This window comes from Terrabacter sp. BE26, from assembly GCF_041941675.1.
Classification (GTDB): domain Bacteria; phylum Actinomycetota; class Actinomycetes; order Actinomycetales; family Dermatophilaceae; genus Terrabacter.
This window is the reverse complement of record NZ_CP090122.1, coordinates 2,982,363-3,004,022: the sequence shown is the minus strand read 5'-3', so window position 1 is coordinate 3,004,022 and position 21,660 is coordinate 2,982,363. Positions and strand designations below refer to the sequence as shown.

The window sequence follows — 21,660 nt, the reverse complement described above, 5'->3', positions numbered from 1 at the left end:
TGGGGCCGTCTCTGAGGGGTGACGGCCTCACCCTCTTTCGTCCCGGCCTGCTCAGGCGTCGACGAGCCGGTAGGCCTCTCCCTGGGCCGGGCGCCGGTCCGGCTCGCCGCGGGTCGGCCACAGCGACACGGCGCGCTCGGCCTGGGCCGTGATCGTCAGGCTCGGGTTGACGCCGAGGTTGGCCGACACCGCCGCCCCGTCGAGCACGTGCAGGCCCGGGTAGCCCCACACCCGGTGGTACGGGTCGATGACCCCGTGCTCGGGCGAGTCGGAGATCACCGCGCCGCCGAGGAAGTGCGCCGTCATCGGGATGTCGAGGATCTCCCCGACCGAGGACCCCGGCCACGCGCGCTCCCCCGTCGTGCGTTCCAGCCGCTTCGCCATGGCGCGGACGGCGGTGTTGCCCTCGGGGATGTAGGTCGGGTTGGGCTCGCCGTGACCCTGCCTCGAGGTCAGGCGCCAGCCGAGGAGGCCCCGCCTGCGCCCGACGGTGATCGAGTTGTCGCGCGTCTGCATGACCAGGGCGATGACGGTGCGCTCGCTCCAGCGCCGCGTCGACAGCGACCGCGCGAAGACCCACGGGTGCCGCGCCACCTCACCGGCGAACCGCACCCACCGGGGTATGCGTCCACCGCCGTCGACCTGCATCACCGCGAGCGCCCCCATGAGGTTCGAGCCCTTGCCGTAGCGGACGTTCTCGACGTGGGTGGTGTCCGAGACGTGGAAGCTCGACGTGATGGCGACCCCCTTCGTCAGGTCCACGCCCTTGGGCACCCGCGCGGTCATGGCCCCGCCGAGGGCCTCCGAGTTCGTGCGGGTCAGCTCCCCGAGCCGGTCCGAGATGCGCGGCAGCCCGCGCCCCTCTGGCTCGGCCTTCATCGCCTGCAGCAGCTGCGCGGTGCCCCAGGCGCCGGCCGCGACGACCACCTGGCCCGCGGTGACGGTGCGCTCCCCGGCCCACCGGCGAGCCCACGCCCCGCTGCGGACGGTCGTGACGGCATACCCCTGCTCCGGCGCCGCCGGGTCGAGCGGCCGGACCCGGGTCACCGTGCGCAGCGGCTCGATGACGACGCCGCGACGCTCCGCGAGGGCGAGGTAGTTCTTGACCAGGGTGTTCTTGGCGCCGACCCGGCAGCCGACCATGCAGTTGCCGCACTCGGTGCAGCCGGTGCGCTCCGGGCCCTCGCCGCCGAAGTAGGGGTCGGGCACCCGCTTGCCCGGCTCGCCGAAGAAGACGCCGACAGGCGTCTTGCGGAAGGTCTGCGCCACGCCGAGGTCGGCCGCCGTGTCGCGCATCAGCTGCTCGACCGGGCCCTCGCACGGGTTGAGGCCCACGCCGAGCATCCGCTGGGCGGTGGCGTAGTGCGGCGCGAGCTCGGCCTGCCAGTCGGTGATGTGGCCCCACTGCCGGTCGCGGAAGAACGGCGTCGGCGGCACGTAGAGCGTGTTGGCGTAGTTGAGCGACCCGCCACCGACGCCCGCGCCGCCGAGGATGAGGCAGTCGGGGAGGCGGTGGATCCGCTGGACGCCGAAGAGGCCGAGCTTCGGCGCCCACAGGTAGCGCCGCACGTCCCAGCTGGTCCGGGCGAAGTCCTCGTCCTCGAAGCGTCGCCCCGCCTCGTAGACGTGGACGCGGTAGCCCTTCTCGGCGAGCCGCAGCGCGGCCACGGACCCGCCGAAGCCGGACCCGATGACGACGACGTCGTGGTCGAACTCCATGGGCCTCACCCTAGGGAGCGGAGCAGGCGCAGGCTACCGGGAAGTAACCCAGCCCACAGCCGTCCCGGGGCGCTCTGGCAGGCTGCGCGCTCAGTTGCCGAGGTAGGGCGAGACGACGACCTCGACCCGCTGGAACTCCTTGACGTCGGAGTAGCCGGTCGTCGCCATCGCCCGGCGCAGGGCACCGATGACGTTGGTCGTGCCGTCGGCGTGGCGCCCCGGGCCGAAGAGGATCTCCTCGATGGAGGCCTGGGCGCCGATGGCGATGCGCGCGCCGCGCGGCAGCTCGGCGTGGTGGGCCTCGGGACCCCAGTGGTAGCCGCCGCCCGGGGCGTCGGTGGCCCGGGCCAGGGCCGCACCGAGCATGACGGCATCTGCGCCGCAGGCCACGGCCTTGACGATGTCGCCGGAGGTGCCGACGCCGCCGTCGGCGATGACGTGCACGTAGCGGCCGCCCGACTCGTCGAGGTAGTCACGGCGGGCAGCCGCGACGTCGGCGACGGCCGAGGCCATCGGGGCGTGGATGCCGAGGGCCGTCCGCGTCGTGTGGGCCGCCCCGCCGCCGAAGCCGACGAGCACGCCCGCGGCGCCGGTGCGCATGAGGTGCAGGGCCGCGGTGTAGGTCGCCGCGCCACCGACGATGACCGGCACGTCGAGCTCGTAGATGAAGCGCTTGAGGTTGAGCGGCTCGGCGCGGCCCGAGACGTGCTCGGCCGAGACGGTCGTGCCCCGGATGACGAAGAGGTCGACGCCCGCCTCGACCACGGTCTTCCAGTGCTGCTGGGTGCGCTGCGGCGACAGAGCGCCGGCCACCGTGACACCGGCCTCGCGCAGCTGGCGCAGCCGCTCGGTGATCAGCTCGGGCTTGATCGGCTCGGCGTAGATCTGCTGCATCCGCTCGGTCGCCGCGCCCGGCTCGATCTCGGCGATCTCGCGCAGCTGGGCGGTCGGGTCCTCGTAGCGCGTCCACAGGCCCTCGAGGTCGAGCACCGGCAGGGCGCCGAGCTTGCCGAGGGTGATGGCGCTCTCGGGCGAGACGACCGAGTCCATCGGGGCGGCCATGACCGGGATGTCGAAGTGGTAGGCGTCGATCTGCCACGAGACCGAGACCTCCTCCGGGTCGCGCGTGCGCCGCGAGGGCACGACGGCGATGTCGTCGAAGGAGTAGGCGCGCCGTCCGCGCTTGCCTCGGCCAATCTCGATCTCGGTCACCGGCCGATCCTACCGACCTGTCCCCACGCGTACGTATGCCGTCCCGCGGGCCTCGCGGGACGGCATACGTGTTGCTCGGGCGGCGTCAGCCGACGGTGTAGTTGGGGGCCTCGACGATGCCCTGGACGTCGTGCGGGTGGCTCTCCTTGAGCGAGGCCGACGTGATGCGCACGAACTGGCCCTTCTCCTGCAGCTCGGGGATCGAGCGGGCGCCGACGTAGAACATCGACTGGCGCAGGCCGCCGAGCATCTGGTGGGCCACGGCCGACAGCGGACCGCGGTAGGCGACGCGGCCCTCGATGCCCTCGGGGACGATCATGTCGTCCGACTCGACCTCGGCCTGGAAGTAGCGGTCCTTGGAGTAGGACTTCTTGCCGCGGCTGCTCATCGCGCCGAGCGAGCCCATGCCGCGGTAGGTCTTGAACTGCTTGCCGGCGACGAAGATGAGGTCGCCCGGGCTCTCCTCGCACCCGGCGAGCAGCGAGCCGACCATGACCGAGTCGGCGCCGGCGACGATGGCCTTGGCGATGTCGCCGGAGTACTGCAGCCCACCGTCCGCGATGACGGGGACACCGGCCGGCTTGCAGGCCTGGGCTGCAGCGTGGACGGCCGTGATCTGCGGCGCGCCGACACCGGTGACGATGCGCGTCGTGCAGATGGAACCGGGACCGACCCCCACCTTGACCGCGTCGGCGCCGGCGTCGACGAAGGCCTGCGCGCCCTCGCGGGTCGCGACGTTGCCGCCGATGACCTGCACGTGTCGCGTGGCGGGGTCGTTCTTCAGGCGCTGGACCATCTCGATGAGCAGGCGCACGTGGCCGTGGGCGGTGTCGGCGACGAGGACGTCGACGCCGGCCTCGATCAGGGTGGTCGCGCGCTCCCACGAGTCGCCGAAGTAGCCGATCGCGGCGCCGACCATGAGGCGGCCGTCGGCGTCGTTGCTGGCGTCGGGGAACTGCTCGCCCTTGACGAAGTCCTTGACCGTGATCAGGCCGGCCAGGTGGCCCTCGGCGTCGACGATCGGCAGGCGCTCGCGCTTGTGCTGGCGCAGCAGTGCGGTGGCCTCCTCGCGGCTGATGCCGACCGGGCCGGTGATGAGCGGCATCGGGGTCATGACGTCGCGCACGAGGGTGGTGGCCCACTCGGCGACGGGGGTGAAGCGCAGGTCGCGGTTGGTCACCATGCCGATGAGCTTCTTGTCGTCGCCGATGACCGGCAGGCCCGAGACGCGGTACTCGCCGCAGATGGCGTCGAGCTCCTCCAGCGTGCGGTCGGGGCCGATGGTGATCGGGTTGGAGATCATCCCGGTCTGGGTCCGCTTGACGAGGTCGACCTGGTACGCCTGGTCCTGGATCGAGAGGTTGCGGTGCAGCACTCCGAGGCCGCCCTGGCGCGCCATCGCGATGGCCATCCGCGCCTCGGTGACGGTGTCCATCGCCGCGGAGACGAGCGGGGAGCGGATCGACAGCTCGCGCGTCAGGCGCGTGGTGGTGTCGATGTCGCTCGGGGCGAGGTCGCTGTAGCCGGGCAGGAGCAGGACGTCGTCGTACGTCAGGCCCATCGGGGCGAAAGCAGCGGGCACGTCAGACGATCCGAGGCTCATTGCGCGATTCTACGGGCTGGCGCGAGCGGGCCCGAACGGACCTCAGGTCCGGGACGACCGCCCCGTGGCGCCCGCGCTCGGCGCTGGGTGCCCGGTCACCGTGGCGGTCGCGCTGCGGCCCTTGCCCCTGGTGGCGCCCGCCTTCTTGCCCGCGCTGCTCGGAGCGCCCTGCGTCCCCGCGGTGGGCGTCTTCGCGGCGTCCCCGGACGGCGGCTTGGCGGATCGGCCGGGGGCCGCCGCAGCGGAGCCCTCGCCCTGGTGCGCGGGGCCGGGCGCAGCGGACCGGCCGGTGCCGGGCTCGACGTCGGCCCGGCCCTCATGGTCGTCCGACCGGGCGAGGTCCGACCGACCCTGCTCGCCGTCCGAGTGGTGGGCGTCGTCCGCGCCCGGCCCCGCCTTCTCGTCAGCAGCCGGAAGGGTGGCGGCCGCGAGGGCGGCGGGCAGCAGCACGATCGCCCCGTCGCTCCGCCGGGTCAGGACGAGGCTCTTGGCGCCGGCGGCGGCGGTGCCGGTGGTCCTCGGCAGGCCGAGACGTGGCAGCAGGGCGCGGGGGGCCTCACGACGTGCTGCAGCCTGCACCTGCTTGGCGGTCCGGGCGCGCTCCTCGGAGCCGGGCCCGTGGTGGGGCAGCGTGACCGCAGCGGCGACACCGGCGCCGGAGGCCGCGATGGCCACGGCGGCGAAGGCGCCGAGGTAGCGGTGTCTGTGCGCCTTCCTGCGGCGGCGAGCCGGGCGCGCGGGCAGCGGTCTGTCGGCGTGCGCGGCGAGGGCCGCGAGCAGCCCGGCGACGGGCTCGGAGCCCGCCTCGCCGCGCGCGCCCAGCCGGTCGAGCAGCAGGTCGTCGGCGGCGAGGTCGCTCATGTCCCTCATGGGGGTCAGATCGCTCATGCGACGTCCCCCTTCTCGTTCTCGGCGATCATCGCGCGCAGCCGGGTCAGGGCCCGGTGCTGCGCCACGCGTACGGCCCCGGTCGACATCCCGAGGGCGGCAGCGGTCTCGTCGGTGGTCATCCCCACGGCGACACGGAGCGTCAGGATCTCGCGCTGCTGGTCCGGCAGCCGCCGCATGAGGGTCACCGCCGTCGCGGCGTCGTCGCGCATCACGGCCACGGACTCCGGCGACGGGGACTCATCCGGCCCGTCGGGGATGTCGGCGACGGGCGCCGGACCGCGCACGGCCGCCCGCTGGGCGTCGACGAGCTTGCGAGAGGTGATCGTGTAGACGAACGCCTCGAAGGGCAGGCCCCGCTCCTGGTAGGTCGGCAGGGCGGCCACGACAGCCATGCACACCTCCTGAGCGACGTCCTGGGCAGTGTCCTCGGCCCCGAAGCGGCCGAGGCGGACGCGGCTGTACCTCACAGCCATGTCCCTGGTGCGAGCCAGCAGCACGTCACGAGCCTGCGGGTCAGAGCCGGCCAGCGCCGCGAGCTCACGCAGAGACGGAGCGTCCACCCGCTCCATCGCACCGACGGCACCGCGCGTTACGCCCGCCCCCGTCGACCCTCCGAGACCCATCTGGTCCTCGTCCCCCGAACTCGTTGTCTGGGCGGGTGACGACCTGCTTTCGCCACCCTCGGCGCTCGCTCGGAGCGGGGCCCATGCTAGTGCTGGCAACCGGTGCCGCGCACCGGCCGGACCGGCACAGACGGCCGGAAGCACCCGTCGAGAGAGCATGCCATCGGGATGGCAATTCTTGAACAAGTCCTTAAGATTCCGCTCTTTATCCGTGATCACGTGCGCGGTTAGCGTCGGTTCCGCGACCAGAGAACCTCCTTTCTCCACCTTTTTCCACACGAGCTGGTCGCTACGCCCACGCGGGGTTCCCCGCCCCACCGAGAGACGAGTTCATGGCCGAGATCACCCGCCTCCCCGGACCGGTAGCCGACCTCTGGGACTGGCAGCTGGACGGTGCCTGCCGAGGCGTCAGCCCCGAGGTCTTCTTCCACCCGGAGGGCGAGCGGGGCCCTCGGCGGCGCAACCGTGACGCGCAGGCCAAGGCCGTCTGCGCCGCCTGTCCGGTGGTGGCCCAGTGCCGCTCGCACGCACTCGAGGTCCGTGAGCCCTACGGCGTGTGGGGTGGCCTGACCGAGGCCGAGCGCGAGGTGCTCTACGACGGGATCCAGGAGGCTTCCTGACCAAGGACCCATCGGTCGGGCCGCCGGCTCTTCTCCACGGGAGGCCGTCGGCGACCAGCAGGTCGGCACTGGTCCAGCACCCGCCGCAACACGCCCCGCTGGTGTGGGACGAGACGATCGAGGGCCGCTCCCCAACCGGGGAGCGGCCCTCGTCGTGCGTCAGGTGTGTGCCGTCCGCATGCCCGGTCCGACCGAGTGGTCGGACGTGTGGGCTACCAGCTCAGTGACCGTGGCCGTGGCCGTGACCGCCGGCCTCGACGTCCTCCTCCGGCTTGTCGACGACGAGCGTGTCGGTCGTGAGGATCATCGAGGCGATCGACTCGGCGTTGCGCAGCGCGGAACGCGTCACCTTCACCGGGTCGATGACGCCGGCCTTGATGAGGTCGCCGTACTCGCCGGTCGCCGCGTTGAGGCCCTGGCCGAGTGGCAGCTCGGCGACCTTGGAGGTCACGACGTAGCCCTGCAGGCCCGCGTTCTCGGCGATCCAGCGCAGCGGCTCGGCGACGGCCTTACGGACAATGGAGGCACCGGTGGCCTCGTCACCCGAGAGCTCGAGCGCGTCGATGGCCGTGGCAGCGTGGATGAGGGCGGTGCCGCCACCGGCGACGATGCCCTCCTCGATCGCGGCGCGCGTCGCGGAGATCGCGTCCTCGATGCGGTGCTTCTTCTCCTTGAGCTCGACCTCGGTGTGGGCACCGACCTTGATGACGCACACGCCACCAGCGAGCTTGGCGAGGCGCTCCTGCAGCTTCTCGCGGTCCCAGTCGGAGTCGGTGCGATCGATCTCGGCCTTGATCTGGTGCACGCGGGCGGCGACCTCGGACTGCTCGCCCGCGCCGTCGATGATCGTCGTGTTGTCCTTGGTGAGGACGACGCGACGGGCCTGGCCGAGGACGCTCAGGTCGGCCTGGTCGAGGCTGAGCCCGACCTCGGGGGCGATGACCTGGCCGCCGGTGAGGATGGCGATGTCCTGCAGCATGGCCTTGCGGCGGTCGCCGAAGCCGGGCGCCTTGACGGCGGCCACGTTGAAGGTGCCGCGGATCTTGTTGACCACGAGCGTCGAGAGGGCCTCGCCGTCGACGTCCTCGGCGATGATGAGCAGCGGCTTGCCGGACTGCACGACCTTCTCGAGGACCGGGAGGATCTCGGCGACCGAGGAGATCTTGCCCTGGTTGATGAGGATGTAGGCGTCCTCGAGGACGGTCTCCATACGCTCGGTGTCGGTGACGAAGTAGGCCGAGAGGTAGCCCTTGTCGAACTGCATGCCCTCGGTGAACTCGAGCTCGGTCGCCGTCGTCGAGGACTCCTCGACGGTGATGACGCCGTCCTTGCCGACCTTGTCGAACGCCTCGCCGATCAGGGCGCCGAGGGTGGGGTCCTGCGCGGACAGCGTCGCGACCGACGCGATCTCGTCCTTGCCGTCGACCTCGCGGGCGTTCTCGAGCAGGCGGTCGTTGACCGCGGTGACGGCCTTGTCCATGCCGCGCTTGAGGGCGGCCGGGGCGGCACCGGCGGCGACGTTGCGCAGGCCCTCCTTGACCATGGCCTGGGCGAGCACGGTCGCGGTCGTCGTGCCGTCACCGGCGACGTCGTTGGTCTTGGTGGCGACCTCCTTGGCGAGCTGCGCGCCGAGGTTCTCGTAGGGGTCCTCGAGCTCGATCTCACGGGCGATCGTGACGCCGTCGTTGGTGATCGTGGGGGCGCCCCACTTCTTGTCGATGACGACGTTGCGGCCCTTCGGGCCGAGCGTCACCTTGACGGCGTTGGCGAGCGCGTCGACGCCGCGCTCGAGCGACTTGCGGGCGGAGTCGTCGAACTCCAGCTGCTTGGCCATGGTTTTCCTTTGGCTCGGGTTGCTTGGGTTGCGGTGCTTGGGGGAAACGAGACGCACCCCGGGGAGACCCCAGCGGGGCTCACCGGGGTGCGGTCACGGCATACGGCTGGGTCAGCCGACGATCGCGAGGACGTCGCGCGCGGAGAGGATCAGGAACTCCTCGCCGCCGTGCTTGACCTCGGTGCCGCCGTACTTGCTGAAGATGACCTTGTCGCCGACCTTGACGTCGAGCGGGATGCGCTCGGTGCCGTTGTCGCTGAAGCGGCCGGGGCCCACGGCGACGACCTCGCCCTCCTGGGGCTTCTCCTTGGCCGTGTCCGGGATGACGAGGCCGGAGGCAGTGGTCTGCTCGGCCTCGAGGGACTTGACGACGATGCGGTCTTCGAGCGGCTTGATGGAAACCGACACGGTGGTGACCTTCCCTTCGGGACAGTCGGAAACTGACGACGGACTGTGGGCTCTTCGAGGCTGGCCGCCGTCGCGGGGGTCGACCTCCCTCGAGGAGGGCGTTGGCACTTTCGAGTCGAGAGTGCCAACAAGATGAAATCTAGGTTTGTCGTTAGCACTCGGTCAAGTCGAGTGCCAACACTCGTCGCGGCGCTGGCAGGATGACCCCATGGACGCCGCGATGGTCGACCGCCTCGCCGCGGGTGAGGGGTGGGCGCTGCTCCAGTCGCTGCCGCCCTACGACGAGGCGAGCTCGCTGCAGCTGCAGGGCCGGCTGCGAGACGCGGGCTTCGAGGCCGACCTCGTCGCGGCCGCGATGACGCAGTCGCGACTGAGGTCGCGTGCGACCGACAAGTTCGGCGACTTCGCCGCCGGCATGCTCTTCACGCCGGACGGGCTCGAGCAGTCGACGCGCCTGGCCATCGCCGCCCGCCACGCCCACCGGTATGCCGCCGCGGGGCTTCGCGAGGTCCACGACCTCGGGTGCGGGCTGGGCGCCGACGCCATGGCGTTCGCCGGGCTCGACCTCGCCGTCCACGCCGTCGACGCCGACGACGCGACGGCGCGCATCGCGGCCGTGAACCTGCGCCACTGGCCGACCGCGCACGTGCGCCACGCCCTCGCCGAGGACGTACGCCTTCCCCGCGGTGAGGCGGCCCACGCCGGCGTGTGGCTCGACCCGGCCCGGCGGGTCAGCGGCGTCGCCGACGCCCGCGGGCGCACCAGGCGCGTCTTCTCCCTCGATGCCATCTCACCTCCCTGGTCGCGGGTGCTCGCCTTCGCCGACGAGGTGCCGGCGACGGGTGCGAAGCTCTCCCCCGCGTTCCCGCACGGGTCGGTGCCGCGCGGCGCCGAGGCGCAGTGGACGTCGTGGCACGGCGAGGTGCTCGAGTGTGCGGTGTGGTGGGGACCGCTCGTGGCCAGCCCCGGACGCACGGCGGCCGTCTGCACCGAGACCTCGACGTCGGTCGTCACGGAGGGCGACGCCGCCGACGGGATGCTCGAGCCCGCCCTCGGGTCGGTGGCCGAGGTCGGCGAGTGGCTCTACGAGCCGGACCGGGCCGTCATCCGCGCCGGCCTGACCGGCGCGCTCGTGTCGGCCGTCGAGGGCGCCGAGCTCGCGCCGGGCGTGGGCTACGTGTCGAGCGACCGCGCCGGCGAGGTGCCGTGGGCGCGCCGCTTCCGGGTCCTCGAGGCGATGCCGCTGTCGACCAAGCGCCTGGCCCGCTGGCTGCGCGACCAGGGACACGACCGCGTCACCATCAAGAAGCGCGGCGTCACCCTCGACGCCGACGTGCTGCGCCGCCAGCTGAAGATGACCGGCCGGGGCAAGGGCGGCTCCGAGGCCACGCTCGTGGTGACCCGTATAGGCGGCAGCCAGGTCGCGCTAGTCGTCTCCCCCGCCTGACGGCTGCTCCCTCCCTCCCTCGGCACCGCCGCCACTCACGCTCGCCGCGCCGCGGCGACCGCCTCTGGTCGCGGCGTGGAGCGTCGGCGGGCGGTTCGCCGACGACGTGACCTTGCGGCGCACGTTGCCCGCCGCCGATGCCGCTCCCAGCGACGGACGCCTCGACGCTCCCTGCATCTCGGCAGCCGCTCGAACTCTGCTCCCCAGAACGGAGCGGGATCCGGAGGAACAGACGAGGCCTCTGCCGTGCATCCCTCTCAGAGCTTCGCGTCCGGCTGGGCGCCGACCCAGCGCACGGCCGCCGCGCCGGCCCGGTTGGCCGCCTCGAGCGCCGTCTGGTCGTCGGCCCCGCCGGCGAGGGCCGCCGCGAGCGCCCCGCAGAACGCGTCACCCGCGCCCACCGTGTCGCCCAGCTCGGCCGCCGGCACGGGTATGCCGTCGACCCCGCTCACGCCCCACCGCGCCCCGGCGGCGCCGAACGTCACGAGCAGGGACTGCGGGACGAGCGCCGAGTCGGCAAGGGCGCGCATCTCGGACTCGTTGACCACTACGGGGTCGGCGAGGGCGATGACGTCGGGCGGCAGGGCCGCATACGGGGCGAGGTTGAGCACGACCCGGGCGCCGGCCGCGTGCGCTGCTCGCGCGGCGTCGGCCACGGTGTCCAGGTGCACCTCGAGCGAGCACAGGAGCACGTCGCCGGGGCCGAGGCCGCCCGCGCGCTCGACCAGGCCAGGGTCGCGGTCACCGTTGGCGCCCGCCACGACGATGATCGAGTTCTCGCCCTGCTCGTCGACGGTGATGTAGGCGGTGCCCGTCGGTCCTGCGCCGCTCACCGCCACACCGGTCGTGTCGATGCCGAGCGCGTCGAGGCGGTCGAGGTAGGCGCGGCCGGGGCCGTCGTCACCCACGCGCGCGAGCATGACGACGTCCGCACCGGCACGGGCCGCCGCAGCGGCCTGGTTGCCACCCTTGCCCCCGGCGAACATGCCCCCGGCCTCACCGAGCAGCGTCTCCCCGGGCAGCGGATGCCGCTCGACGAGGGTGACCACGTCGACGTTGAGCGAGCCGAGCACGACCACGCGGCCCATCAGCGCTCGTCCAGCCTGCCGAGGAGCGTGTCGGCCCAGAGCGCGGCATAGCGCGGCCCGTTGACCTCGAGGGCGACCTCGATGCGCACCGGCGCCTCGCCGTGCGGGTCGTGCGCCATGTCGCCGCTCCAGTCCCGGCGGTCGACGATGGTGCGGCCGCGGGACCACGTCCCGGCGAGCTCGACGCGCAGCGGCAGCGTCTGCGTCGTCAGCCCCGCCCGGTCGATGACCGCGCACACGGCGCCGGCGTCCCCGATGGTCGATGCGTCCCGCCCGAAGCGCTGGTTCTGGAACGCGAGCAGCCGGCCGCCGAGCTCGGCCGGGCCCCGGCCACCGACTGCAAGGAGCTGCTCGACGACCTCGGCCGCGACGACCGGCTCGTAGAAGACGTCGAGGCCGTACATCGTCACCGGGATCCCGAGGTCGGCTGCCGCGTCCAGGGTGACAGCGGCCGCCTCGGGATCGTGGAAGACGTTGAACTCGGCCGAGGCGGTCGCGTTGCCCACGTTCGCGGCGCCGCCCATGAAGACGATCTCCGAGATGCCCTGTGCGGCGTCGGGATAGGTGCGCAGCAGGAGTGCGATGTTCGTCAGCGGCGCCAGGGGCACGAGCGTGACGGGACGCTCGGACTCGGCGGCCTCACGGCATACGTCCCTCAGCAGCTCGACGGCGTGGCGCCGGTCGACGGTCGACGCGGCAGGCCCCCAGCCGAGGTCGGCCATGCCGTCCTCTCCGTGGACGTGGCGTGCGTCCACCGGCGCCTCGAGCAGCGGCCGCTCGGCGCCGCGGGCCACGGGCACGTCGGGGCGCCCGGCGGTCTCGAGGACGAGCAGGGTGTTGCGCACCACGTCGTCGACGCAGGCGTTGCCGCCGACGCACGAGACGGCGCGCAGGTCGAGGGCGGGGTGCAGGGCGGCGAGGAGCAGGGCGCACGCGTCGTCGACTCCGGTGTCGACATCGAGCACGACCGGGGTGGGTTGGGTCGTCACATCCGCAAGGTACCGGGTGGGCCGTCGCTTCCTGTGCGGCCGAGGGCGCGTGCCCATCAGCGGGATAGGCTCGAGCGATGCGCCAGAGCCCCACCCGACGCGGTCGCCCCTCCACCCTGACGGCTGTGGTCCTGGCTGCCGCCGCCACGTCGCTCGCCGCGGCGTGCACCCCCGCCCCGGCGCCCAACGCCTCCTCCTCGGACGCGACGCCCCGACCTTCGACGACGCAGCTTCCCACGACCCCCGAGACGTCCACGCCCACGGCCACGACGCCCGCCACCACTCCCGCCACGGCCCGCACGACGACGAGCACGCCCGCCGGTACGCCCGCCGCCCCGACCTCGTGCGCACCGGCCATCGTCGCTCGCATGAACGGCGACGAGCGCGCCGGCCAGCTGCTCATGGTGGGCCTCGGAAGCGGCACGAGCCGCACGAGCCTGGACGCCCTCGTGGGCCGCCGCCATCTCGGCGGGGTCATCCTCCTCGGCGGCTGGACCGCCGGCCTCGACGCGGTGCGCACGACGACGCGCCACCTCGCCGGCCTCGCCTCCGCGGCCGACACCGCCGGCCTCGGGCTGCTCCTCGCGGCCGACCAGGAGGGCGGCGCCGTGCAGCAGCTGCGCGGGGAGGGCTTCAGCCGTATGCCGTCCGCCCGCGTCCAGGACCAGCGCTCCCCCGCGGGGCTGACCGCCGACGCGACGCGTTGGGCCGCTCAGCTGCGCCAAGCGGGGATCAACGTGAACCTCGCGCCGGTGGCCGACACGGTGCCGACCTCGATCGGGCGCGCCAACGGCCCCATCGGACAGTACGACCGGCAGTACTCCAGCGACCCCGAGCGCGTCTCCCGGATGGTCGCGGCCTTTCTCGCCGGCATGCGGGCGGGCGGTGTCGCCGCCACCGTGAAGCACTTCCCGGGCATCGGCCGGATCACCGGCAACACCGATGTCACCGCCCGCGGCATCACCGACGGCACGACCACGGTGGACGACCCGTACCTCGAGCCGTTCCGCACCGGCATCCAGGACGGGGTGGAGCTCGTCATGGTGGGCTCAGCCATCTACAGCCGCATCGACCCCGGCACCAACGCCGTCTTCTCCAGGCCCATCGTCACCGACCTGCTTCGGGACCGGCTCTCCTACGACGGGGTCGTCATCACCGACGACGTGGGCGCCGCCAGGGCCGTTGCTGCCGTACCGGTCGGCGAGCGCGCCACCCGCTTCATCCAGGCCGGCGGCGACATCACCCTGACAGCCCGCCCGAGCACCATCCCCGCCATGCACGACGCCATCACCGCCAAGGCGAGGGCCAACCCCGCCTTCGCAGCCCAGGTCAAGGCCGCCACCACCCGAGTCGTCGACCTCAAGCTCCGCATGGGCCTCGCCCACTGCCCCTGATCAACCAAGAGCGGCCGAAACCGCGCCACGGCGCACTTCCGCGGGTCCCCCGGCCCCAGAACGCGCCCGAAACCGCGCCATGGCGAACTTCCGTGGGTCGCCGGGCCCCGATCGCGCCCGAAACCGCGCCATGGCGAACTTCCGTGGGTCCCCCGGCCCCGATCGCGCCCGAAACCGCGCCACGGCGCACTTCCGCGGGTCCCCCGGCCCCGATCGCGCCCGAAACCGTGCCACGGCGCACTTCCGCGGGTCGCCGGGCCCCGATCGCGCCCGAACCGCGCCACGGCGCACTTCCGCGGGTCGCGGCCCCGATCGCGCCCGGAACCGCGCCACGGCGCACTTCCGTGGGTCGCCGGGCCCCCGATCGCGCCCGGAACCGCGCCACGGCGCAGTTGAGTGGGTTGCCGGGCCGGGCCTGGAGGGGGTGCGGCATACCGTCGACGCTCCGCGCCGCGCGGGCGTGAGCGAGACCTAAGCCTGAACGAGCGTCACCGGCATCGAGGAGTCCGTGGGCAGACCGAGGTCGCTCGGCTCGCGCCCCTTCGCCACCATCTGTGCCCCCAGGGTTGCCACCATGGCGCCGTTGTCGGTGCACAGTCCGGGGCGCGGGACGCGCAGCGTCACACCGGCCTTGTCGCACCGCTCCTGGGCGAGCGCGCGCAGCCGGGAGTTGGCGGCGACGCCTCCCCCGATGAGCAGGTGGTCGACGTCGTGCTCCCGGCAGGCGAGCAGCGCCTTGCGGGTGAGGACGTCGACGACGGCCTCCTGGAAGCTGGCAGCGACGTCGGCGACCGGCACGTTCTCACCCGCGCGCTGGCGGGTCTCGACCCACCGTGAGACGGCGGTCTTGAGGCCCGAGAAGGAGAAGTCGAAGCGGTGGCGCTCGAGGTCGCGGCCCGTGGTGAGGCCGCGGGGGAAGTCGATGGCGACCCGGTTGCCATCTCGTGCCGCGCGATCCACGTGCGGCCCGCCAGGGAAGGGCAGGCCGAGGACCCGGGCCACCTTGTCGAACGCCTCACCGGCGGCATCGTCCATCGTCGAGCCGAGGGAGCGCACGTCGTTGGTGACGTCGGGGACCAGCAGGAGCGAGGAGTGCCCTCCGGAGACGAGCATCGCCATCGTCGGCTCGGGCAAGGGTCCGTGCTCGACGATGTCGACGGCCACGTGCGAGGCCAGGTGGTTGACGCCGTAGATCGGCTTGCCGAGGGCCAGCGCCAGCGCCTTGGCCGATGCGACCCCGACCAGGAGGGCGCCGGCGAGGCCGGGACCGGCCGTCACGGAGATGGCGTCGAGGTCGCGCAGGCTCACCCCGGCCTCGCGGCAGGCGCGCTCGATCGTCGGGACCATCGCCTCGAGGTGGGCGCGGCTGGCCACCTCCGGGACGACGCCGCCGAAGCGGGCGTGCTCGTCGACGCTGCTGGCGACCGTGTCCACGAGCAGGGTCTGCCCGCGGACGATGCCGACACCGGTCTCGTCGCAGGAGGTCTCGATGCCGAGGACGAGGGGCTCGTCGCTCATGCGTCTCCCTTCGTGAGGAGCAGGCGCATGACGAGCGCGTCCACGTCCCCGGGTTGGTAGTAGCGCCGGCGCACCGAGATGACCTCGAAGCCGGCACGGTCGTAGAGGCGGCGGGCGGCGTCATTGTCGGCGCGCACCTCGAGCAGCACCGCCTCGGCGCCGCGCGAGCTCGCCCGGCGGACGAGCTCGGCGAGCAGCACGCGTCCGAGGCCGCGGCCCTGGTGGGTGGGTGCGACGGCGATGGTCATGACGTCGGCCACGTCGCCCGCGACGTCGAGGCCGGCATACCCGGCGACGGTGCCGTCGGGTGCCGTCGCGACGACGTACTCACGCCGCGGACGGGCGGCCAGCTCGGCCCACCACGTCGGCTCCGACCAGGCGTCGTCGGCGAACAGGCGCTGCTCGAGCTCGGCCAGGTGGGCGAGGTCGGTCCACTCGAGATCGCGCAGTGCGACCTCCGAGGCGGCGTACGCCTGCGGCTGGGCGACCGTCATCCGAGGGTCGACTTCGTCGAGGCGGGCGCCGGCGAGACGTCGGGGCGCCGCAGGTAGAGCGGCTCGAGACCGTCGAAGCCGTGGCCGGGGTCGACGTGCTGAAGCGCGCCATCCGCCGCGCACGGGTGCTCGCGCAGCCGGCGCACGGCGAGGTCGGCGAGCGCGCCGCCGCTGACGTCGAGGGGCAGCACGCCGTGCGGGAGGGCGTCGGCGTAGAGCGACGGACCGCGCCCCGCCGTCGGGAGCGCCCGCAGCTCCTCGGGCAGATCCCCTGCCCGCGACACGACGGGGTCACTCACGCGCTCGACGCGCTCGTCGCCGAGGACGTACGCGGCGGCATACACCTCCTTGCGGCGGGCGTCGGTCGCGACGAGCAGGTCGCCACGCCGACCGCCGAGCCAGGCTTCGTGGGCGATGGCGTCGAGGCTGGTGAGCCCGCGCACCGGGATGCCCGTCGCGAAGGCGAAGGTGCGCGCGGTGACGATCCCGACCCGAAGGCCGGTGAACGGGCCGGGCCCGATGCCCACGACGACGTCCGTGACATCGCCGGGCGCGGCTGCGGCCTCGGCCAGCGCGCGGGCGATCCCCGGTGCCAGGCGCTCGGCGTGTGCCCGCGCGTCCAGGGTGGTGGCCTCCGCGACCACCGTGGTGCCGTCGTGCAGGCCGACGGTGATGGCGGTCGTGGAGGTGTCGATCGCGAGCAGGAGCACGACGGTCAGGCTATCCGAGCACGTGCCGGCGCCCCGAACCCGAGGGGGTGGGGGGTATGCCGTCCCCCTCAGCCCCGACGGAGCGCCGGCACCGTCGGTCCTCCGGGTTCGACGTCGGCCCCCCCCGAGCCGGGCGTCGGTCAGTGGACGGGCGCGACGGCGTCGAGGACCTCGTCCCAGTTGGAACCCACCCCGACGAGGCGGGCGGTGCGCACGTCGTCGCCGGCGATCGTCAGCTCGAGGCGCGACTCGCTGAGCTGCTCGGCGAGCCCGGCTCCCCACTCCACGACGGTGACGCTCTCGTCGAGGTCGGCGTCGAGGTCGAGGTCGTCGAGCTCGAGGGCCGAGCCGAGCCGGTAGGCGTCGACGTGCACCAGCGCCGGACCGCCGACGAGCGACGGGTGCACCCGCGCGATCACGAAGGTCGGCGAGGTGATCGGGCCCCGCACGCCGAGCCCCTCGGCGATGCCCTGCGTCAGCGTGGTCTTGCCGGCGCCGAGGTCGCCGGTGAGCACGAGGACGTCACCGCCGCGGAGCAGGGCGCCGAGCCGCCGGCCGAAGTCCTGGGTGTCGTCGGTGGTGGCCCACCGGACCTCGCGCTGCACCGGTCACGCTCCCTTGGGACGCGCGGACCTCGCGCGGCCCGACCTGCTGCGGCGCGCGCGTGCCAGCTCGCCCGCCTCCTTCTCGAGGCGCTTCAGGCGGCGGTTCTTCGCCACGTCGGTGACGACGCGGCGTACGTGCGGCTGCCTGGCCACGTCGATCTGCTCGACCCGGGCGCGGGCCGACTGGTCGACGAGCTGGACGAGATGGGCGTCGAGCAGGTCGGGGTGCTCGAGCATGATGACGTGGCCGGCGTCGTTGACGACGATGTGCTCCGCGCCCGGGATGCCCTCGACGATGAGCTCGCTGTGCGCGGGTGGCGTGAGAATGTCCTCGCGCCCGTTGAAGACGAGGACGACGGCGTGCTGGAACTCCAGCAGCGCGGGCCGCTTGTCGAAGCCGTCGAAGGTCTGGAGGTAGTCGTTGACGACGTCCAGCGGGGTGCTGAGGAGCATGTCCGCGGTGTAGCGCACGACCGAGCGCGGCACCGGGGAGGCGAACGAGTTCTGCTCGACGAGGAAGTCCTCGAAGTCGCGGGCCACCCTTCTGACCCGCTTCACCAGCTCCGGCCGCTCGGCCAGCGACGCGAGGAAGCCGGGCCCGAGGCGCTCGAGCATCAGGCGGCCGAACGTCGCGACCCGGCCGCCGTTGGCGAGCATGAGCCCGCCGGCGCTCGTGGCGATGAACCCCGCGCCGACGACCCGCTCCACGACGAACTCGCGTCGCTGCTCGCCCAGCGCGAGCATCGTCATGCCGCCCATCGAGTGGCCGACGAGCACGATGTCGCCCTCCGGCACGAGCTGTTGGAGCACCTGGTGCAGGTCCTCGCCGAGCCGCTCGATCGTGTAGCTCGCCTTCTCACCACGGCCGGAGCGTCCGTGGCCGCGCTGGTCCCAGCTGACGACGCGGTAGCCGGCGGCCTTGAGCGCGCGACGCTGGTAGACCCAGCAGCGCAGGCTGAGGCAGTAGCCGTGCGTGAGCACCACGGTGGGCAGCTCCTCCGGGCGCCCGTGGAGGGTGGCGCCCTCGGCTGCCGCGCGCGCCGCCTCTGCAGCCGGTAGGTCGACCTCGGCGTGCAGGGTGACGCCGTCGTCCGTGAGCACGACGTGCTCCTCGTCGGGGGTGATGTCGAGCAGCTCTGGCGTCTCGAGCGCCTCCATGGCGGCACGGTGCTTGCCCGCGCGGTCGGCTGCGATGCCGGCCGCCACACCGGCGGCCACGCCCAGCGTGGCAGCCGCGATCCCGAGGACGGGGTTGCGGCGCGGGCTCACGCGCCAGCCTCCGCCCCGCCGACGTAGAGCCTCGGGACCCGAGCGCCGAGCCGGGTGACGATCTCGTAGCTGATGGTGTCGGTGGCGTCGGCCCAGTCCTGGGCCGTCGGCTCCCCGGGTGCGCCGCCGAACAGGGTGACGACGTCCCCCGCGCGGGCTCGCGAGCCGGGGCCGAGGTCGAGGACGAACTGGTCCATGCAGACACGACCGGCGATGGTCGTGCGTCGGCCGTCGGCGAGCACGGGGCCGACGTTGCTGGCGTTGCGGGGCACGCCGTCGGCATACCCCGCGGGGACGAGTCCCACGACCGTGTCGACCTCGGGCGCGTAGGCGTGGCCATAGCTGATGCCCTGGCCGGCCGGCAGGGCCTTGACGAGGGCCAGGCGTGCCCGGAGGGTCATCACGGGCCGCAGCCCGAAGTCGTCGTCCACCTCCGGGACCGGAGTCAGGCCGTACATGGCGAGGCCGGGCCGCACGAGGTCGGCGTGGGCCGAGGGGTGGACGAGGGTCGCCGCGGAGTTGGCGAGGTGGCGCACCTCGAGGCGCAGGCCGGCGCGCTCGGCCTCGGCGACGGCCTCGAAGAAGCGGTCCTGCTGCGCGAGCACGGTCGGGTGCTCGGGCGCGTCGGCGAAGGCGAAGTGGGTCCACGCCCCCACCGCGCGGATGGCACCCTCGGCCTCGAGCTCTCGGGCGTGCTGGACGAGGACCGGCCAGTCGGCGCCGAAGGCGCCTCCTCGACCGAGCCCGGTGTCGACCTTGAGGTGCACGCGGGCCGTGCGCCCGACGGCCGACGCTGCCGCTGCGATCTCGTCGAGCACCCACGGAGCGGAGGCGGACAGGTCGATGTCGCGGGAGACGGCACCGGCGAAGTCGGACCCGGGGACGCTCAGCCAGGTCAGCAGGGGCGTCGTGATGCCGGCGTCGCGCAGCGCGAAGGCCTCGGCGAACTGCGCGGTGCCGAGCCACGTCGCCCCGCCGCGCAGGGCGGCGCGCGCGATGGGCAGCAGGCCGTGGCCGTAGGCGTCCGCCTTGACGACCGCCATGAGCTCGGACGAGGGCGCCAGCGCCCGGAGGGTGCGCACGTTGTGCTCGAGCGCGGAGAGGTCGATCTCGGCCCACACGGTCAGGCCTCGGGTCTGCAGCTCGACGCGGACCGTCGCTCCCTTGCTCGTGGGCGCGGTCGTCCGCCCGGCGTCGGGGACGTCGATCTGGCTCATGCGTGCAGTCTCGCAGTTCGTCGCGGTGGTCCGGGAACGGGGCTCGGCAGCCGAGAGGCCGCGGCCGGCTCAGTCCGGAGCGGACCGTCCCCGAGCCAGCAGGTCACGCACCGTGGGGCGTATGCCGTGGGCCACCGCGAGCGCGCGCAGCGGGCCCCCGCCCGAGGCTCGGTCGGCCGCGACGCCGTGGACGAGCGCCCCGAGCGAGGCGGCGTCGTGCGGCGAGAGGCCGGAGGCGAGCAGTGCGCCGATGACGCCGGAGAGCACGTCGCCGGCACCCGCCGTCGCGAGCCACGGTGGCGCGTCGGCCTGGGAACGGACCGGCTCCCCCTCGGTGACGACGAGCGTCGTGGCTCCCTTGAGCAGCACGGTGGCACCGGTCAGCGCGGCCAGCCGTCGGGCGTGGCGCAGCGGGTCGGCCCTGACGTCGTCGGCGGTGACCTCGGCGCTCTCGAGGCGGGTGAGGAGCCGGGCGAGCTCACCCGCGTGCGGCGTCAGGACCGTGGGAGCGGCGCGCCGACCTTCGACGAGGGCGAGACCGCCCGCGTCGACCACCACCGGAAGGTCGCTCGCCAGCGCCTCGCGCGCCGCGTCGAGCTGGGCCCGGGTCTCGGCGGCGTCGGTGTCCGTGTCGGCCTCTCTGTCGGCCTCTCTGTCGGCCTCTCTGTCGGCCTCTCTGTCGGCCTCTCTGTCGGCCTCTGTGTCGGCCTCTGTGTCGGCCCCGGTGTCGGCCCCGGTGTCGAGCCCGGGCCCGACGGCCCACGCCTGGACGCGCCCCGGCCCCACCACGGCCTCGGGCACCGCCTGGTGGACCAGGGCGACGGGCGTCGGCGTGCCGACGTAGCGCAGCATGCCGACGCCGGCCTCCGCGGCCGCGGTCGTGCACAGGACCGCGGCCCCCGGGTAGGCCTCGCTGCCGGCCACGACGCCGAGGACACCGCGGGAGTACTTGTCGTCACCGCGGTCGGGGACGGGCCACATCGTCGCGACGTCGTCCCACGTCAACCGCTCGACCGCGGCCGGCACGTCGTCGACATCGATGCCGATGTCGACCACCGTGAGCCGGCCCGTCGCGCCCTCACCGGCCGGCAGCAGGTGCACCGGCTTGGGAGTGCCGAAGGTGACCGTCTCGTCGGCCCACACGGCGTCGTCCTCACCCGACTCGCCCGCGGGGTCGAGGCCGCTCGCGAGGTCCACCGCGATGACCCACGCGTTGTCGTCGATGGCGTCGACGAGGCGGGCCGCCTCGGGTCGCAGGCCCGGCTGGCCGCCGATGCCGACGATGCCGTCGAGCACCAGGTCCGCCTCCACGATCGCCTCCACCGCGTCCTGCGGGTCGTCCGCGGCGACGTGCACCACGGCGCCCGCGGACTCCGCCGCCTGCAGGCCCGCGGCGTGCACGCCCGAACGGCCGGACGACGGGACCAGCACCACCGCGCTCGCGAAGCCCGACTCGGCGAGGTGCGCGACGGCATACAGGGTGTCACCGCCGTTGTTGCCGGCGCCGACGAGCCCGACGACGGTGGTGCCCTCGACGTCGGCGAGCCGCGCGGCCGCCACCTCGGCCAGGCCGTGCGCGGCCCGCGACATCAGCTCGCCCTCCGGCAGCTGCGCCATGGCCGCAGACTCGGCGGCCCTCACTGCGTCGACGGAATGTGCCCGGATCATCAGCCCTCCGCGATGACGATGGCCGACGCGACACCCGCGTCGTGGGACAGGGAGAGGTGGAAGGAGTCCACACCCAGGTCGTTGGCGCGGGCCAGGACCGTGCCCCCGATCTCGAGCGAGGGCCGGCCGTCGTCGTTGGTCACCACGCGGGCGTCCGTCCAGTGCAGGCCGACGGGGGCGCCGAGCGACTTGGCCAGCGCCTCCTTGGCGGCGAAGCGTGCAGCGAGCGAGGCGATGCCGAGGTGGCGCTCCTCGATGGTGAAGAGGCGCTCGCGCAGCGCCGGGGTGCGCTCGAGCGTCGACTCGAAGCGCGCGATGTCGACGACGTCGATCCCGACCCCGACGATCACG

At 73.5% G+C, this 21,660-nt stretch carries 20 protein-coding genes; 3 read left to right on the top strand and 17 right to left on the bottom strand.

The genetic code is table 11. The annotated features are described in order from the left end of the window. Positions 1 to 51: 51 nt before the first annotated feature. The 5 genes from LQK93_RS13865 to LQK93_RS13845 form a co-directional block, all read right to left on the bottom strand. Positions 52 to 1,719 (bottom strand): GMC oxidoreductase, encoded by a 1,668-nt coding sequence (locus LQK93_RS13865; protein ID WP_374968364.1) that lies wholly within the window; start codon positions 1,717 to 1,719, stop codon positions 52 to 54. Between the two features lie 90 nt (positions 1,720 to 1,809). Beyond that, a complete protein-coding gene (locus LQK93_RS13860) occupies positions 1,810 to 2,931 on the bottom strand; it encodes a GuaB3 family IMP dehydrogenase-related protein (protein ID WP_374968363.1) in 1,122 nt (373 codons plus the stop codon). Between the two features lie 85 nt (positions 2,932 to 3,016). Further along, a complete protein-coding gene (gene guaB / locus LQK93_RS13855) occupies positions 3,017 to 4,534 on the bottom strand; it encodes an IMP dehydrogenase (protein ID WP_374968362.1) in 1,518 nt (505 codons plus the stop codon). Positions 4,535 to 4,576: 42 nt separating this feature from the next. After that, a complete protein-coding gene (locus LQK93_RS13850; protein WP_374968361.1) occupies positions 4,577 to 5,422 on the bottom strand; it encodes a hypothetical protein in 846 nt (281 codons plus the stop codon). Then, positions 5,419 to 5,994: a sigma-70 family RNA polymerase sigma factor gene (locus LQK93_RS13845; protein WP_374968360.1), complete on the bottom strand. Its 576-nt coding sequence runs from the start codon at positions 5,992 to 5,994 to the stop codon at positions 5,419 to 5,421. Before LQK93_RS13845 ends, LQK93_RS13850 begins: the two co-directional genes overlap by 4 nt. Before the next feature lie 386 nt (positions 5,995 to 6,380). Between LQK93_RS13845 and LQK93_RS13840 the strand changes: the two genes are divergently transcribed. Continuing rightward, positions 6,381 to 6,668 carry a WhiB family transcriptional regulator gene (locus tag LQK93_RS13840; protein ID WP_020144864.1) on the top strand — a complete coding sequence of 96 codons (288 nt, stop codon included), beginning with the start codon at positions 6,381 to 6,383 and terminating at the stop codon, positions 6,666 to 6,668. Positions 6,669 to 6,888: 220 nt separating this feature from the next. Here the strand turns inward: LQK93_RS13840 and groL are convergent, their stop codons facing one another. Further along, a complete protein-coding gene (gene groL / locus LQK93_RS13835) occupies positions 6,889 to 8,502 on the bottom strand; it encodes a chaperonin GroEL (protein WP_374968359.1) in 1,614 nt (537 codons plus the stop codon). A gap of 111 nt (positions 8,503 to 8,613) precedes the next feature. Continuing rightward, on the bottom strand, positions 8,614 to 8,910 hold the full coding sequence (gene groES / locus LQK93_RS13830) for a co-chaperone GroES (RefSeq protein ID WP_374968358.1): 297 nt from the start codon (positions 8,908 to 8,910) through the stop codon (positions 8,614 to 8,616). A 208-nt stretch (positions 8,911 to 9,118) separates the two neighbouring features. Here groES and LQK93_RS13825 point away from each other — a divergent pair, with 208 nt between their 5' ends. Further along, on the top strand, positions 9,119 to 10,357 hold the full coding sequence (locus tag LQK93_RS13825; protein WP_374968357.1) for a class I SAM-dependent methyltransferase: 1,239 nt from the start codon (positions 9,119 to 9,121) through the stop codon (positions 10,355 to 10,357). 257 nt (positions 10,358 to 10,614) lie between these two features. Here the strand turns inward: LQK93_RS13825 and LQK93_RS13820 are convergent, their stop codons facing one another. Both LQK93_RS13820 and LQK93_RS13815 read right to left on the bottom strand, forming a co-directional pair. Further along, positions 10,615 to 11,445 carry a PfkB family carbohydrate kinase gene (locus LQK93_RS13820; RefSeq protein ID WP_374968356.1) on the bottom strand — a complete coding sequence of 277 codons (831 nt, stop codon included), beginning with the start codon at positions 11,443 to 11,445 and terminating at the stop codon, positions 10,615 to 10,617. Then, entirely contained in the window at positions 11,445 to 12,434 is a 990-nt protein-coding gene (locus tag LQK93_RS13815) for a nucleoside hydrolase (protein WP_374968355.1), read from the bottom strand. The genes LQK93_RS13820 and LQK93_RS13815 overlap by 1 nt, the downstream gene beginning before the upstream one ends. Positions 12,435 to 12,511: 77 nt before the next feature. Between LQK93_RS13815 and LQK93_RS13810 the strand changes: the two genes are divergently transcribed. Next, positions 12,512 to 13,828, top strand: a complete 1,317-nt coding sequence (locus LQK93_RS13810) for a glycoside hydrolase family 3 N-terminal domain-containing protein (protein WP_374968354.1) — start codon at positions 12,512 to 12,514, stop codon at positions 13,826 to 13,828. A 471-nt stretch (positions 13,829 to 14,299) separates the two neighbouring features. Here LQK93_RS13810 and tsaD read toward each other — a convergent pair whose 3' ends face one another. The 8 genes from tsaD to LQK93_RS13770 all read right to left on the bottom strand — a co-directional run bounded on the left by tsaD (position 14,300) and on the right by LQK93_RS13770 (position 21,659). Then, entirely contained in the window at positions 14,300 to 15,346 is a 1,047-nt protein-coding gene (gene tsaD, locus LQK93_RS13805) for a tRNA (adenosine(37)-N6)-threonylcarbamoyltransferase complex transferase subunit TsaD (protein WP_374968353.1), read from the bottom strand. Then, positions 15,343 to 15,840: a ribosomal protein S18-alanine N-acetyltransferase gene (rimI, locus tag LQK93_RS13800; protein ID WP_374968352.1), complete on the bottom strand. Its 498-nt coding sequence runs from the start codon at positions 15,838 to 15,840 to the stop codon at positions 15,343 to 15,345. Before rimI ends, tsaD begins: the two co-directional genes overlap by 4 nt. Then, positions 15,837 to 16,550 carry a tRNA (adenosine(37)-N6)-threonylcarbamoyltransferase complex dimerization subunit type 1 TsaB gene (gene tsaB, locus LQK93_RS13795; RefSeq protein WP_374968351.1) on the bottom strand — a complete coding sequence of 238 codons (714 nt, stop codon included), beginning with the start codon at positions 16,548 to 16,550 and terminating at the stop codon, positions 15,837 to 15,839. Before tsaB ends, rimI begins: the two co-directional genes overlap by 4 nt. Positions 16,551 to 16,690: 140 nt before the next feature. Further along, positions 16,691 to 17,155 (bottom strand): tRNA (adenosine(37)-N6)-threonylcarbamoyltransferase complex ATPase subunit type 1 TsaE, encoded by a 465-nt coding sequence (gene tsaE, locus LQK93_RS13790; RefSeq protein ID WP_374968350.1) that lies wholly within the window; start codon positions 17,153 to 17,155, stop codon positions 16,691 to 16,693. Positions 17,156 to 17,158: 3 nt separating this feature from the next. After that, on the bottom strand, positions 17,159 to 18,424 hold the full coding sequence (locus LQK93_RS13785; protein WP_374968349.1) for an alpha/beta fold hydrolase: 1,266 nt from the start codon (positions 18,422 to 18,424) through the stop codon (positions 17,159 to 17,161). Continuing rightward, positions 18,421 to 19,641, bottom strand: coding sequence for an alanine racemase (gene alr / locus LQK93_RS13780; RefSeq protein WP_374968348.1), 1,221 nt, complete (start codon positions 19,639 to 19,641; stop codon positions 18,421 to 18,423). Before alr ends, LQK93_RS13785 begins: the two co-directional genes overlap by 4 nt. A 69-nt stretch (positions 19,642 to 19,710) precedes the next feature. Further along, on the bottom strand, positions 19,711 to 21,309 hold the full coding sequence (locus LQK93_RS13775; protein WP_374968347.1) for an NAD(P)H-hydrate dehydratase: 1,599 nt from the start codon (positions 21,307 to 21,309) through the stop codon (positions 19,711 to 19,713). Further along, positions 21,309 to 21,659: a holo-ACP synthase gene (locus LQK93_RS13770; RefSeq protein ID WP_374968346.1), complete on the bottom strand. Its 351-nt coding sequence runs from the start codon at positions 21,657 to 21,659 to the stop codon at positions 21,309 to 21,311. Before LQK93_RS13770 ends, LQK93_RS13775 begins: the two co-directional genes overlap by 1 nt. Between the last annotated feature and the right edge of the window lies 1 nt (position 21,660).

What these genes read in the sequence shown, in the direction of transcription:
- LQK93_RS13865 (WP_374968364.1), bottom strand. Translation starts at nt 1,719, where the DNA reads ATGGAGTTCGACCACGACGTCGTCGTCATCGGGTCCGGCTTCGGCGGG.
- alr (WP_374968348.1), bottom strand. Translation starts at nt 19,641, where the DNA reads ATGAGCCAGATCGACGTCCCCGACGCCGGGCGGACGACCGCGCCCACG.
- LQK93_RS13810 (WP_374968354.1), top strand. Translation starts at nt 12,512, where the DNA reads ATGCGCCAGAGCCCCACCCGACGCGGTCGCCCCTCCACCCTGACGGCT.
- LQK93_RS13840 (WP_020144864.1), top strand. Translation starts at nt 6,381, where the DNA reads ATGGCCGAGATCACCCGCCTCCCCGGACCGGTAGCCGACCTCTGGGAC.
- LQK93_RS13775 (WP_374968347.1), bottom strand. Translation starts at nt 21,309, where the DNA reads ATGATCCGGGCACATTCCGTCGACGCAGTGAGGGCCGCCGAGTCTGCG.
- guaB (WP_374968362.1), bottom strand. Translation starts at nt 4,534, where the DNA reads ATGAGCCTCGGATCGTCTGACGTGCCCGCTGCTTTCGCCCCGATGGGC.
- LQK93_RS13845 (WP_374968360.1), bottom strand. Translation starts at nt 5,994, where the DNA reads ATGGAGCGGGTGGACGCTCCGTCTCTGCGTGAGCTCGCGGCGCTGGCC.
- LQK93_RS13825 (WP_374968357.1), top strand. Translation starts at nt 9,119, where the DNA reads ATGGACGCCGCGATGGTCGACCGCCTCGCCGCGGGTGAGGGGTGGGCG.
- LQK93_RS13850 (WP_374968361.1), bottom strand. Translation starts at nt 5,422, where the DNA reads ATGAGCGATCTGACCCCCATGAGGGACATGAGCGACCTCGCCGCCGAC.
- LQK93_RS13820 (WP_374968356.1), bottom strand. Translation starts at nt 11,445, where the DNA reads ATGGGCCGCGTGGTCGTGCTCGGCTCGCTCAACGTCGACGTGGTCACC.
- tsaD (WP_374968353.1), bottom strand. Translation starts at nt 15,346, where the DNA reads ATGAGCGACGAGCCCCTCGTCCTCGGCATCGAGACCTCCTGCGACGAG.
- groL (WP_374968359.1), bottom strand. Translation starts at nt 8,502, where the DNA reads ATGGCCAAGCAGCTGGAGTTCGACGACTCCGCCCGCAAGTCGCTCGAG.
- rimI (WP_374968352.1), bottom strand. Translation starts at nt 15,840, where the DNA reads ATGACGGTCGCCCAGCCGCAGGCGTACGCCGCCTCGGAGGTCGCACTG.